General features: G+C 53.5%; 14 protein-coding genes and 1 pseudogene. 3 read left to right on the top strand and 12 right to left on the bottom strand.

The annotated features are described in order from the left end of the window. Positions 1–2: 2 nt before the first annotated feature. The 9 genes from potG to F3J29_RS10455 form a co-directional block, all read right to left on the bottom strand. Entirely contained in the window at positions 3–1136 is a 1134-nt protein-coding gene (potG, locus tag F3J29_RS10415; RefSeq protein ID WP_166865919.1) for a putrescine ABC transporter ATP-binding subunit PotG, read from the bottom strand. 140 nt (positions 1137–1276) lie between these two features. Beyond that, the gene (potF, locus tag F3J29_RS10420; RefSeq protein WP_166865921.1) at positions 1277–2389 is read right to left on the bottom strand and encodes a spermidine/putrescine ABC transporter substrate-binding protein PotF; all 1113 of its coding nucleotides are present in this window, start codon (positions 2387–2389) and stop codon (positions 1277–1279) included. A gap of 382 nt (positions 2390–2771) precedes the next feature. Beyond that, a complete protein-coding gene (locus F3J29_RS10425; protein ID WP_008461058.1) occupies positions 2772–3251 on the bottom strand; it encodes a YbjN domain-containing protein in 480 nt (159 codons plus the stop codon). Between the two features lie 92 nt (positions 3252–3343). Continuing rightward, a complete protein-coding gene (gene rimK / locus F3J29_RS10430; RefSeq protein ID WP_166865923.1) occupies positions 3344–4246 on the bottom strand; it encodes a 30S ribosomal protein S6--L-glutamate ligase in 903 nt (300 codons plus the stop codon). 75 nt (positions 4247–4321) lie between these two features. Beyond that, entirely contained in the window at positions 4322–5227 is a 906-nt protein-coding gene (locus tag F3J29_RS10435) for a LysR family transcriptional regulator (protein WP_166865925.1), read from the bottom strand. Between the two features lie 65 nt (positions 5228–5292). Continuing rightward, positions 5293–6549, bottom strand: a complete 1257-nt coding sequence (locus F3J29_RS10440) for a nucleoside permease (RefSeq protein WP_166865927.1) — start codon at positions 6547–6549, stop codon at positions 5293–5295. Between the two features lie 28 nt (positions 6550–6577). Beyond that, positions 6578–7411 (bottom strand): xanthosine phosphorylase, encoded by an 834-nt coding sequence (gene xapA, locus F3J29_RS10445; RefSeq protein WP_166865929.1) that lies wholly within the window; start codon positions 7409–7411, stop codon positions 6578–6580. 140 nt (positions 7412–7551) lie between these two features. Further along, a complete protein-coding gene (gene nfsA / locus F3J29_RS10450) occupies positions 7552–8274 on the bottom strand; it encodes an oxygen-insensitive NADPH nitroreductase (protein ID WP_166865931.1) in 723 nt (240 codons plus the stop codon). Continuing rightward, positions 8258–8557, bottom strand: a complete 300-nt coding sequence (locus F3J29_RS10455; RefSeq protein WP_166865933.1) for a DUF1418 family protein — start codon at positions 8555–8557, stop codon at positions 8258–8260. The genes nfsA and F3J29_RS10455 overlap by 17 nt, the downstream gene beginning before the upstream one ends. A gap of 175 nt (positions 8558–8732) precedes the next feature. On the opposite strand from F3J29_RS10455, the gene F3J29_RS10460 reads away from it, so the two are divergent. Then, the gene (locus F3J29_RS10460) at positions 8733–9005 is read left to right on the top strand and encodes a GrxA family glutaredoxin (RefSeq protein WP_008461049.1); all 273 of its coding nucleotides are present in this window, start codon (positions 8733–8735) and stop codon (positions 9003–9005) included. Between the two features lie 26 nt (positions 9006–9031). Here F3J29_RS10460 and F3J29_RS10465 read toward each other — a convergent pair whose 3' ends face one another. Then, positions 9032–9421, bottom strand: a complete 390-nt coding sequence (locus F3J29_RS10465; protein ID WP_166865935.1) for an inner membrane protein YbjM — start codon at positions 9419–9421, stop codon at positions 9032–9034. A gap of 297 nt (positions 9422–9718) precedes the next feature. On the opposite strand from F3J29_RS10465, the gene F3J29_RS10470 reads away from it, so the two are divergent. After that, positions 9719–11401 carry an aspartate:alanine antiporter gene (locus tag F3J29_RS10470; RefSeq protein ID WP_008461047.1) on the top strand — a complete coding sequence of 561 codons (1683 nt, stop codon included), beginning with the start codon at positions 9719–9721 and terminating at the stop codon, positions 11399–11401. 435 nt (positions 11402–11836) lie between these two features. Continuing rightward, positions 11837–12199: a hypothetical protein gene (locus tag F3J29_RS10475; RefSeq protein WP_166865937.1), complete on the top strand. Its 363-nt coding sequence runs from the start codon at positions 11837–11839 to the stop codon at positions 12197–12199. 61 nt (positions 12200–12260) lie between these two features. Here the strand turns inward: F3J29_RS10475 and F3J29_RS10480 are convergent, their stop codons facing one another. Both F3J29_RS10480 and F3J29_RS10485 read right to left on the bottom strand, forming a co-directional pair. Beyond that, complete coding sequence (locus tag F3J29_RS10480) at positions 12261–12509, bottom strand: ogr/Delta-like zinc finger family protein (protein WP_166865939.1); 249 nt, start codon at positions 12507–12509, stop codon at positions 12261–12263. A 47-nt stretch (positions 12510–12556) separates the two neighbouring features. Then, positions 12557–13409 (bottom strand): annotated as a pseudogene (locus F3J29_RS10485) (contractile injection system protein, VgrG/Pvc8 family). Positions 13410–13472: the final 63 nt, after the last annotated feature.

Consider the following 13472-nt stretch of genomic DNA (forward strand, 5'->3'; position numbering starts at 1 on the left):
CCTTAAACCGTCAGAACCACGCAGCTGTCGGCATCCCAGCACAGACGAACCTCATCCCCCCAGGTGGGCGCTCCTTTACGGTAGCGGTGCTCATTTTGCAGCTGGGCGCTGATCATCTGCCCGCTTTTCAGCCGAACGTGGTAGATGGAGAGATCGCCGAGGTAGGCGATATGCACCACTTCTCCGACGGCAAAGTTATAGCCATCGGCGGGCGGCTCCTCGCAAAGCGTCACCTTTTCCGGGCGCAACGCAACGAAAACCGGTACGCCGTCTACCACGGAAGCGTCAGGATCCACCTTCAGAGGATGCACAAGACCAGGGCTTTCTATCACCAGTCCGTCGTCCTGACGCTCTTTCAGCAGCCCTTCGAACACGTTGACCGACCCGATAAACTCCGCACTATAGCGGGTGGTTGGATGCTCATAAATCTCTTCCGGCTCGCCAATTTGCACGAACTTGCCGCGATTCATGATGGCAATTCGCCCGGCCATGGTCATCGCCTCTTCCTGATCGTGGGTCACCATCACGCAGGTCACGCCGACGCGTTCAAGAATGTCCACCACCTCCAGCTGCATCCGGTCGCGAAGCTTTTTATCCAGCGCCCCCATGGGCTCGTCGAGCAGCAGTAATTTGGGGCGCTTAGCCAGGCTTCGGGCCAACGCCACGCGCTGGCGCTGGCCGCCGGAAAGCTGGTGTGGCTTGCGCTTTGCAAACTCCTGCATGTGTACCAGCGTCAGCATTTCTGCAACGCGGCGGGTAATTTCTGCCTTAGGCAGTTTGTCCTGCTTCAGGCCAAAAGCGATGTTTTGCTCCACGGTCATGTGCGGAAACAGCGCGTAGGACTGGAACATCATATTGATCGGGCGCTGGTAAGGCGGCACATGCGACAAATCGACGCCATCAAGCATGATTTGCCCGGCGCTTGGCTGTTCAAACCCCGCCAGCATGCGCAGCAGCGTGGATTTGCCGCAGCCCGAGGCGCCCAGCAAAGCAAAAATTTCGCCTTTATAGATGGTCAGACTGACGTCATCCACGGCATGTTGGCCATCAAACGATTTAGTGAGGTTACGGATTTCCAGCAGCGGCGTCAGCGCTTTGGATGTTTTGGACTGCGGGCGAGGGATTGCGTCGTTCAATTCTGTTGCTCTCCGGCAAATCAAAAAGAAGATACGGCCCGGTTGCCGTACTTTTCGCCATTCTGGAAACAAGGGCTTCCGTTCAGGCTGGGGCGATTGCACAACTCTGGTGCAACCGCCCGGTGCAGGGTGTCACAGGACTATTTGCCTGTTTTAACCTTAGTCCACGCGCGGGTGATAACCCGGTCAATCTTCGGCGGCATCACCGTTTGTGTGAACAACTTGGCACGAATATCCGCCGGCGGGTAAATTCCCGGATTGCTGCGGACCTCTTCGCTCAGTAACGGCGTAGCTTCTTTGTTGGCGTTCGCGTAGTAAATATGATTGCTGATGTTGGCGATAACGTCCGGTTTCATCAGGTAGTTGAGGAACTGGTACGCTTCGTCTTTGTTCTTCGCGTCCACCGGCAGGGCAAACATATCGAAGTAGACCATCGCGCCTTCCTTAGGAATGGAATAAGCAACATTCACGCCATTTTTAGCTTCTTTGGCGCGGTTTGCCGCCTGCAGAATATCCCCGGACCAGCCAATCGCCACGCAAATGTCACCGTTGGCAAGATCGTTGATGTACTGCGACGAATGGAAGTAACGAATATTTGGCCGCAGCTTCATCAGCAGATCGTTGGCCGCCCCGGTGTAGTCCGCGGCGTTGGTGCTGTTCGGATCTTTGCCCAGGTAGTGCAGCACGGTGGCATAAATTTCACTTGGTGCGTCCAGGAACGACACGCCACAGCTTTTCAGTTTTTCAAGGTTTTCCGGCTTGAAGATCAGATCCCAGCTGTCCACCGGCGCGTCTTTCCCCAGTGCAGCTTTCACTTTATCGACGTTGTAGCCGATGCCGGTTGTTACCATCATGTACGGAATGCCGTATTTGTTGTCGTGGTCGTTTTGCGCCACCAGCTTAAGCATTTCCGGATCGAGGTTTTTGTAGTTCGGCAGTTTGCTTTTATCCAGCGGCTCGAAGATACCGGCCTGGGCCTGGCGTTCGAGGAACTGCGAAGACGGCACCACCAGGTCATAGCCCGTGCTGCCCGCCATCAGTTTGCCTTCCAGCACTTCGTTGGAATCGAACACGTCGTAGACCACTTTGATGCCGGTTTCTTTGGTGAAGTTTGCCAGGGTATCCGGCGCAATATAGTCAGACCAGTTATAAACGTGCAGCGTCTTTTGTTCGGCGGCAGAGCTGGCAGTAGAAGCCACCATCAGCGCGCCAGCAACCATCCCCAACAACCCTTTTTTACGTAGGTAATGCATAATTTCATTCCTTCTGAATAAAGGCCAAACCAGGCTCGAATGAGCCGAATTTACGCAATGTGGCTTATCCGCATTCACCGCATGTTTTTTAGCATGCAAAATTCATGCATCTCTATTCATTCTGCTGAAAAAGAATTTGGGTAATCTTCAGGCAGACGTTGCCCGTTTTTACGAGCCAGGCAAGAATAACTGTAGCCAGGGTTGGCGACTATAGCCCGGATGAAAAAACGCCTTTTATCAACTTTTCAGACATCTTTCGTCTATTCAGGCGGCAAAATAGCGCCTTATGGCAGGGATTTGTCTGGCTGTGACGGCTTTATGACAGAATAAAAACATGCAGAACGCGGCGGCGCTGGTGGCCGCTGCGTTAAAAAAGAAAGGATCAGTGCAGAGAGTGGGTGTGAATAATTGTGCCGTCGCGCTCTTCTTCTTCGGCCACAAAAAGCAGCTGGTTAGCACAGGCCTCGAGGATCACCATCGAGACCTGCTCTTCGCTCTGCTGAACGAAGGCGGCAAACTGCTCACGGGTAATGCCCACCGAGGCAGACAACGACTGACACACCACCAGCTTGGGCAGGTTATCATCCTGGATGTCGAGGAATGCTTTTACCGTCAGCGAGCTGGCGTTTATCGAGGAGAGATCGGACGCCAGCGGCAGCAGTGCCGACGGCTTAACTTCTGCCAATGCGGAAAACAGAATAATGTTGTCCACGAGATCGATTTTCGCGTCGTACACGCCATCGAAGTTCTGCATATGGGGCAAATGCAACGCCTGGCAGGTATCGCACTCGAAAAAGGTTACGCCAGTTTCATCCAGCCAGCGGCGTAAAGTGTCCAGAGTCGGGACCACGAGTGAATCCATAAACGCAAAAACCTCATTACCGGTTCAAAAATTAACGTGCCATCTTACGCAAAAATGACACGTCATACTATGCATTAGCGCCGATTTGGTAATTATCCCCCGGTTTTAAGACAGTACCCAGGGCGGGCCTGCCGCTCTATCCATTTGATCATCAGCCCGGCGATATCGACCCCGCTCGTGTTTTCAATGCCTTCCAGCCCCGGCGAGGCGTTCACTTCCATCACCAGCGGCCCACGATCGGCGCGTAAAATATCCACCCCGGCAATGTCCAGTCCCAGCGTGCTGGCCGCTTTCAGCGCCACTTCTCGCTCAAGATCGGTAATCGTGACCTGGTGCGCGACGCCTCCACGGTGCAGGTTTGAGCGGAAATCGCCGGGTTTGGCCTGCCGTTCAATGGCGGCCACAACCTCATCCCCCACCACCAGACAGCGAATATCTCTGCCCTTCGCTTCCTGGATGTATTCCTGTACCAGGATATGGGCGTTGAGGCCGCGGAACGCATCAATCACGCTTTCCGCCGCCTGCCGCGTTTCGGCCAGCACCACACCAATACCCTGCGTGCCTTCAACGAGTTTCACCACCAGCGGCGCACCGCCCACCATATCAATAAGATCGCTGGTATCGTCCGGCGAGTGGGCAAACCCCGTCACCGGCAAATCAATCCCCTGCTTCGCAAGCAGTTGCAGCGAGCGCAGCTTGTCCCGCGCGCGGGTGATCGCCACCGACTCATTCAGCGGGTAGCTTCCCAGCATTTCAAACTGGCGCAGCACCGCCGTACCGTAAAAGGTAATGGCCGAGCCAATACGCGGGATAACTGCGTCATAATGTGGCAGCTGACGCCCCTTGTAATGCACGGAAGGCGCGGCCGGATTAATGTTCATATAGCAAGAAAGAGGATCGATTACCTCCACCTGATGACCACGACGCGTCGCCGCCTCGCGCAGGCGCTTGCATGAGTAGAGCGTTCCATCCCGGGATAAAATAGCGATTTTCAACCTGCACCTCTGAGCAACCAGACCAAAATTAACCGCCCGCTAATCATACCACTGCCCTGACCTTACAACGATGGGCTAATCGACGGGAGACTTCTTAAGTGCCTCAATTAATTGCTTCGTGCTCGAAGTGAGATGAACCGGATCAAAAACGGCATAAAGATCGGCGGGAATCGGCCTGGTGGGAGGGCGAAACACCACGCCAGGCCAGCTCATTTGCGCGTAGCTGTCGGCGATGATGGTTAGCCCGAAACCAATGCTCACCAGCGCCAGCACGGTTTGCGGCTCAACCGCCTCACGAACAACCCGTGGGGTGAAACCGGCTTCGCGGCAAACTCGCTGCAGAAACGTCCAGTCAGAGTGAATGGCGGTCATCGTCACGAATGGCTCGTGGCGCAGTTGGATAATATCCACCGTCTGCTGCCGGGCTAACGGGTGCTGCTCCGGCAGCGCAACCATAAATGTTGCCTCATGCAGCCTTGCACTCCGCAGGCCGCCTGGCGGGCTGGTTTCCATGCGCCAGATTCCGGCATCAATCTCGTGGCGTTCAAGCAAGGCCAGCTGATCCCCCGGGGACTTTTCGCGAAAGGTCACATCAATGGCGGGATAGTCCGCAATAAACCGCTGTAGCCCAAGCCGCAGCCCGCCCCAAATGGCGGTTCCGACAATCCCTAGCTGAATTCGACCGCCTTCGCCGCGGCCAATCTGTTCAACCCTGGCCAGCGCAAGACTTGCGTTGTTAAGCAGCTGTTTTGTCTCTTCCAGCAGGACTTCGCCTGCGTGAGTCAGCGCCACGTGCCGCGAATGGCGGATAAACAGTACCGTACCCAGCTGAGATTCCAGCTCTTTGATATGAAAACTCAGGGGAGGCTGCGACATGTTCAGCCGCGCGGCGGCCCGGCCAAAATGCAGCTCCTCGGCGACGGCCTGAAAATAACGCAGCAGCTTAAGATCGGTGCGATAGATACGCTGAGATGTATTCATGAGGCTCCCTGAGTGGAAAGCCTCATAAATTACCATCGCTTACGCCTGCTGTAAGGCCGGGCACCTTAATGTGCGAGCGATGCCGAAGAATCTCGCTGCTGGCGGTGGCGAGAGTGGAAGCTAAAGTGGAAGACGACGGCGAGCACCAGCGCGTAGCCAGCAAATACCAGCCAGATGGTCGGCCAGTCTTTGACGCCATCGGCGGTGAAATAATCCACCACATAACCGCTGACAATCGCCCCGAGATACGCCCCAACCCCGTTCACCATCGTCATAAACAGTCCTTGAGCGCTGGCGCGAATACGTGACTCCACCGCCTGCTCAACAAAAACGGAGCCGGAGATATTAAAGAAATCAAAGGCGCAGCCGTATACCACCATCGACAGCAACAGCAGCACAAAACCTACGGCTGAGGGATCGCCCCAGGCGAACAGCGCAAAGCGCAGCACCCAGGCGACCATGCTCATCAGCATGACCTGTTTAATGCCAAAACGACGCAGGAAGAAGGGGATCGTCAAAATAAAGACCACTTCTGACATCTGCGAGACGGACAGCAAAATCGAGGGATACTTCACCACAAAGCTGCTGGCAAACTCCGGCTGACGGGCGAAATCATGCAGGAAAGGGTTGCCGAAAGTATTGGTGATTTGCAGCACCGCCCCGAGCAGCATGGCGAACAGGAAAAAAACCGCCATTTGTGGCTTTTTAAACAGCACAAACGCGTCCAGCCCCAGGCGGCTCACCCAGCTGCGCGTGGCTTGGTTTTTTACCACCGGGATAGTCGGCAGCGTAAGCGCATACAGCGCCAGCATCCCGGATGCTCCCGCGGCAATATAGAGCTGCATGCTGCTCAGCTCTATCCCCATCAGGCTGACGGTCCACATCGCCGCAATAAAGCCCACGGTACCGAACACCCTCACGGGCGGGAAATGCGTGACCGTATCCAGACCGTTTTTTTCAAGGCAAGCGTAAGACACCGTATTGGACAGCGCAATAGTCGGCATAAAGGCCAGCGCATTACCCAGCATGGCCCAAAACATCAACCCTGGCTGGTAGATGCTGGCCGCCCAGACCAGCATCCCCGCCCCCACCAAATGGCAGAGAGAGTACACCCGATTGGCTGGGAGCCATTTATCGGCCACAATGCCGATAAGACCCGGCATCAGTAGCGCAGCAAGCCCTTTGGTGCTGTAAACCATGCCAACATCTGCCCCCTTAAAGCCGAGCGTGTTGATCATGTAAGATCCCAAAGTGACCAGCCACGCCCCCCAGATAAAGTACTGCAAAAACAGCATAATTTTTAAGCGGAGTTTAATCGCCATCTGTTTTCCCTGCCTTGGTCAGTGAGGATCAGGCCAGTTTGCCGAGGAAGCCGCAAATCAGGTTAATGAAGTTCTGCCGCGACAGCGCAGCCGCTTTCAGCGTCTGTTCGTGGGAAAGCTGAATACTGCCCAGCCCTTCGGCAAGATTGGTAATGGCCGAGACGGCAACCACCTTCAGACCGCAATGGCGAGCGACGATCGCCTCAGGCACAACCGACATCCCCACCACGTGGCCGCCAATGATTTGCATCATGCGAATTTCCGCTGCGGTTTCGAAGTTTGGCCCGGGATAAGAAACAAATACTCCCTCGTGCAGCGGGAACCCCTGTTCATGCGCAACCTGCTGGAGTACGGCGCGATAGTCGGCATCATAGGCGTTTGCCAGCGAGAAAAAGCGTTCGCCAAACCGCTCATCATTTGGCCCAACCGTCGGCGTGCCCGGCATCGTATTAATATGATCGCTGAGCGCAACCAGGCTTCCGGGCTCCACTTCCGGGCGCAGAGAACCGGCGGCGTTGGTAGAAAACAGAATTTCGCATCCCAGGAGCTTAAAAGTACGAATTGCGCCGGTCATCACCGACATCCCGCGACCTTCATAAAAGTGCCCCCGCCCTTTCATGCAGGCTACCGGCACGCCAGCCAGCGTACCGACGACCAGTTCGCCCGCATGGCCGTGAACGGTGCTGACGGGGAACCCGGGCAGCTCTTCGTAGGAAAAAGTGATGGGAGAGTCAATCTTTTCCGCCAGTTCCCCCAGCCCGGAGCCCAGGATGAAAGCGATGCGTGGCACCAGACCGTTAATGCGGGAACGAATAATGTCGGCGGCGTAGAAAGGGGAATTATCAAAAGCAGAGGTTGGCATAGAAGGTTCCTTGTCAGATTGTCGTTATAACTTCAGCAGTTATAACGACTCACCGACGGATGAAACCAATACCGTTTGAGGCCACGATTAATACTGAAAATGTATCGGTTACCGCTTTGATTGCCTGGCGGCCACGTTAACTAGCGGGTCGCCCAGCCCTGTTTATGCAGATAATCAAGAATGAAAGGCCGGCTTTCTTTAATGATGGTGCGGCTGATGTGATCGCTCCAGGTATCACGCCGGGTATTGCTGTCCCGGCTCAGATAATACTGCGCCAGCTGCTCGTCGTACTCGTCCAGCAACGGCCTGTTCAGCGGCTGATAGCGGTTTTCATGCACCAGCATCGCAGCCGGCATACGCGGCTTGATATCCGGCGTGGCGGCAGGCCAGCCAAGGCAAAGGCCAAACAGCGGCAATACGTATTTCGGCACGCCCAGCAGCTCTCCCACCGCTTCAATATTGTTGCGGATGCCGCCAATATAGACGCCGCCTAACCCCAGCGATTCTGCGGCGGTAAATGCATTCTGCGCCAGAATAGCGGTATCAACTGCGCCCAATAACAGCTGCTCAGCCAGCCCAAGCCGGGCGTCCGGGCAGATTTGCAGGTTGCGGTTAAAGTCGGCGCAGAACACCCAAAACTCGGCCGCTTCTGCCACATGCTTTTGACCACCGGTCAGCGGCACCAGCTGCTCGCGCAGCGCTTTATCCGTAATGCGAATGATTGAACTGCACTGGAGGAAACTGGAAGTCGAGGCCGCCTGTGCGCTGGCAATTATGGCTTCGCGCTGCTCGTCGGTAATAGGTTCGCTGGTAAAATGACGAATTGAGCGGTGGGAACGAAGCAGATCAATGGTCGGCGTCATCGTGATTTTCCTTTGGCTTTTTTAAATCAGAGTGTTTTGATGCAGAATCAGGCTGCGTCAGCTGCAGTGCAAGGCGTTGAGCAATATTCCACGTCATGATTATTGCCGCCGGCAGCATCAGCCCAAGGCCAATAAATACCATGACTATGGCTGCCGTGGCAGTGGCCACAGGTGCGGGCAGCGTCAGGTATCCCTGCAGCGAGAGAAAAGCGAGCGCCAAAAAACCTATGCCCGCCGCTTCCAGCACAATCACCAACTTCGGTAACGATCCGACCGCTTGCATCTCAGCGTCTCCTGTGTTCAGACCAGCTATCATCGAGGCCGCGCCACGCCCTTTCAGCGCAGATAGCCTACGGGCATCGAACTAACAGGCACGACCTTCTTTAAAAATGTGACGCATATCGGCATTATAAACGCATTCGCCGGTTCGTATCGGCCATAAAAACTGAGGAGAGAGCATGTTTGCAGTAATTTTTGGACGCCCTGGCTGCCCATATTGTGTTCGCGCTAAAGAACTGGCTGAGAAACTGACCGCCGAGCGTGATGACTTCAACTTCCGTTATGTTGACATCCACGCCGAAGGCATTACCAAAGCTGACCTGGAAAAAACCGTGGGCAAACCGGTTGAAACCGTGCCGCAGATCTTCCTGGATCAGAAGCACATTGGCGGCTGCACCGATTTTGAAGCTTACGCGAAAGAACATCTGAACCTGTTCCAGACCGCGCAGTAAGTTTTAAGAATGCAGAAAACCGACTCTCAGGAGTCGGTTTTTTTATGGGTGCGGCTCCGGCTCCGGCACATTATAACCAGCAGATAACACAGCGAGCCGAGGGACGACCAGAATACCGCACTCAGCACCCAGGCCATTTCCTGCCAGAAAGAACGCGTTACGGGGAAAAACAGGTGGGCAATCAACAGGCAAAACGGCGAAGCAAGCATCGCTCCCACAAGCGGTTTGACCACTCTATCGCCCTGGGAAAAAAAGCTGGCCGCGGCTCCCGGGAAGAGGAAAAAGAGCAGCCCAAGCTCATAATGCCCGGTGGCAATAAACTGCCCCATCACATCCAGGCGCAGCGAAAGAAAAACCAGAATAAAGAGCACGAAGCAGCAGGTAATTCCCAACCACCTTTGCGCGCGTCTGTGCATTTTACCTCCTGACATCTGCTTTTGCTCGAAAATACCCTACCGGAAAATTCCGCAGCGTCTTTACCCGATTTGATAATGCCTGGCCATCCATGCCGATAAAGCATTGCCACATTTAGCACAATATTCTTACTAGCCGCTGATACAGAGAAAGATTAAACTAGCGGCTGAAATTCGGTCGTCGCGTGAGATATTTATATGCGTGATAATTTGCCGGTCGCCGCTGACGGAACCGTCAAAACCTTAGCGCATAAACCTATCTCTTTCAACAGCTTACTGGTAAACAAGAAGTTAGCCTTCGTGAATATAAACGTCGCAGATTTGTTAAACGGGAATTACATCCTTTTGTTATTTGTTGTACTAACGCTCGGACTCTGCCTGGGGAAATTACGCCTCGGTCCGGTGCAACTGGGTAATTCCATTGGTGTTTTAGTGGTCTCTTTATTACTCGGGCAACAGCATTTCTCGATCAATACCGATGCGCTAAATCTGGGTTTTATGCTGTTCATTTTCTGCGTTGGCGTCGAAGCCGGGCCAAACTTTTTTTCTATTTTCTTCCGCGATGGCAAAAATTACCTGATGCTGGCCCTGGTGATGGTCGGCAGCGCACTGCTGATTGCACTGGGGCTGGGCAAACTGTTTGGCTGGGATATTGGCCTGACGGCCGGTATGCTCGCGGGCGCGATGACCTCCACGCCCGTGCTGGTCGGAGCGGGCGATACACTTCGCCATTCAAGCATTCCCGCCGCACAGCTTGCGACCTCGCTGGATAATCTGAGCCTCGGCTATGCCCTGACCTACCTGATTGGCCTCGTCAGCCTGATCGTAGGGGCTCGCTATTTGCCAAAGCTGCAGCACCAGGATTTGCAGACCAGCGCCCAGCAAATTGCCCGCGAACGCGGTCTGGATACCGACGCGAGCCGTAAAGTTTACCTCCCGGTGATCCGTGCCTACCGCGTCGGGCCAGAGCTGGTTGCCTGGGCCGATGGCAAAAATCTGCGTGAACTGGGGATTTATCGCCAGACCGGCTGCTACATCGAACGTATTCGCCGCAACGGCATTCTGGCTAACCCTGACGGAGATGCCGTCCTGCAAATGGGCGATGAAATCTCGCTGGTGGGCTACCCGGATTCGCACTCACGCCTTGACCCGAGCTTCAGAAACGGCAAAGAGGTTTTCGACCGCGATTTGCTGGATATGCGCATCGTCACTGAAGAAATTGTGGTGAAAAACCACAATGCCGTGGGCCGCCGCCTGGCGCAGCTCAAGCTGACCGACCACGGCTGCTTCCTGAACCGGGTGATCCGCAGCCAGATTGAAATGCCTATCGACGATAACATCGTGCTGAACAAAGGCGATGTCCTGCAGGTCAGCGGCGATGCCAGGCGCGTCAAAACCGTCGCCGAGCGCATCGGCTTTATCTCTATCCACAGCCAGATAACCGACCTGCTGGCCTTCTGCGCCTTCTTTGTTATTGGCCTGATGGTGGGTATGGTCACCTTCCAGTTCAGCTCGTTTAGCTTCGGCATCGGTAACGCCGCTGGCCTGCTGTTCGCGGGCATCATGCTTGGCTTCCTGCGTGCCAACCACCCTACCTTCGGCTACATTCCGCAGGGCGCGCTGAATATGGTGAAAGAGTTTGGCCTGATGGTGTTTATGGCGGGGGTTGGCCTGAGCGCCGGCAGCGGGATCAGCAACGGCCTCGGTGCGGTGGGCGGCCAGATGCTGATTTCCGGCCTTATCGTGAGCCTGGTGCCGGTGATTATCTGCTTCCTGTTCGGCGCCTATGTGCTGCGAATGAACCGTGCGCTGCTGTTCGGCGCGATGATGGGGGCACGAACCTGTGCGCCAGCGATGGAAATCATCAGCGACACCGCCCGCAGCAACATTCCTGCATTGGGGTATGCCGGCACCTATGCTATCGCTAACGTATTGTTAACGCTGGCCGGGACACTAATTGTCGTGATATGGCCAGGTTTGTGATCGTCACCACAGACAAAGAAAAATACTTTTTTTTTATGCCAGAGCGAACTTTCTTTCGGGGCGTCAGTCTGAATTAGTGCCACTGCTTTTCTTTGATGTCCCCAATTTGTGGAGCCCATCAACCCCGCCGTTTTCGGTTCAAGGTTGATGGGTTTTTTGTTGCCTGAAATTTACTACACGTCAAATCAACCACTTACACGACTACTTTCCTATGTATGGCGACAAAATGGCGGCGCAACTTTTGAAATTGATATTCCATAAGGAAATCATCACAAAAACTAGCGCGATATATTTGGAATGCTCATGTCAATAACATGAAATTGCTTTAACTGTATGAAGTTAAGTAAAATTTTCTTGGATGTGCTGTTTCAAAGTGATATTAATCAGGCATTGAAGTAGAACGTGCATTTCAAAAATCTCAATTAGGAAGGTTTTATGTCTTTTTATAATTTTGTAGCTAATGATGGAAACACCTATCAGATTGATCTTGAAGATGAGTGCATTGAGGTTTTTCAGGATGGCAAAAAACTGGGTAGCATCAGTCTGATGTTGGTTCAAAATGAAGAGCCTCTGCCCGACTATTACTACATCACTGATCTTAGCCTCGAAAATTGTAAAGGGTTGGGGATAGGAAGAGAATGCTTACGGTTACATAAGCAGGAAATTGGCGACACAATTTGTGCTGCGGAAGAAAATTCAGAGAGAATGTCGGATGAAAGCCATCTAATTGACGATGGCGTCCCATTTATAGCCAAAATGCGTGAGGAAGGGATTGTTGCTAAAGGCACTTACTACTAAGAAGCCTCGTTCACTTAGTATGCAGGAAATTAACAATCCTCTACCTTGAACTGCATTGCCATTAGAAGCTAAGAATATGAATTACTTTGATTTTTTTAGAAAATAATTCTTCCTGCATTCTTTTTGGATGAGGCGGTGCGGCGCTGATCTTTTGTGGACGGCACACAGAACGGACAAAAGTCTCATGCGTCACAAACGTATGCCCGCACTCAATATTGGTGCACTGGTTGTATCGTTCTTTGGTTTCATTGGAAACCTGGAAGCTGCTTCGGGTATGTACCGCCTGTCCACACATAGGACAATTCATCATTTCTATGCCCTCACCATTTTTCCACTATCCGCAACAATGATATCGCATCATTCCATTTCTAAATCATCCATTTTTACTTCAAGCTCCAGACTTGTTATGAACCCACTGTCACTGATGCTGTTGGTCACTGTGGTAATAATCCATTCCGCTTCATCAATCTGGTTTTTGAAACCATTCACCCTAACAGGTAGCTTCGGGAACAAATCAGCACACCCCATTGCCAGTTGGATTGGGAACGATGCAGCACCGCGCTGATGCGTTCCCATGTGGCCTTAGCTGCCCGTTCGGCGTTTACCCAGTTAGCATAGGCCCGGCTTAATACCAGCACGTTTTCATCCGTTCCGACTAGATAATCTCCCTGCTTTAGCTCCGTAGCACTGGTGGGTTTGCTGGTCGCTTTCTTTTTATGACGCTTAACCTTCACAACTAGTTTTTGCTTAGTCTCACGGGTATGAAGCCTGCTGGCCGTCACTCCTGTATAAGCGCCACGATCTACCAAGCTAAAACGATGGCCATCGCCAGCCGCACGGGTAATGGTCATTACCGACAAGGGTTTGTTTTTCCTCGTCACTACCGGATGAACAGCAGATTGCCATTTTTAATCGCGGCAATGGCGCCATACTCTTTAGCTATGCGCATCAGAAAACTACAGTCTGACTCATTTGTCTAGTCGAGATGGTCCACCGTCTGAGCTTCTAGCTCTTTATCCAGTTCTGTCGTGAGTTTGTGCCGGGTCGAAATCTCACTGACTACCGTACCCACGGTGGTTTCATGTCACGAGCGCTTCCGTTTGATGTTCAGCGTTTCCCTGAAATCGGCACTGCAGGCACGAACGGTTAATCTGTCTGGCGTTCCGCGGTGCTCAATCTTATCCACAGTGGACGTCCCTTTGCTGACCAGTGGCTCATTCTGTCATCCAATGGCCAGTGACAGCAGTGCGGCCCTGCGAGACAACTGCACCAT

The organism is Enterobacter sp. Cy-643 (assembly GCF_011752815.1).
GTDB lineage: Bacteria > Pseudomonadota > Gammaproteobacteria > Enterobacterales > Enterobacteriaceae > Cedecea.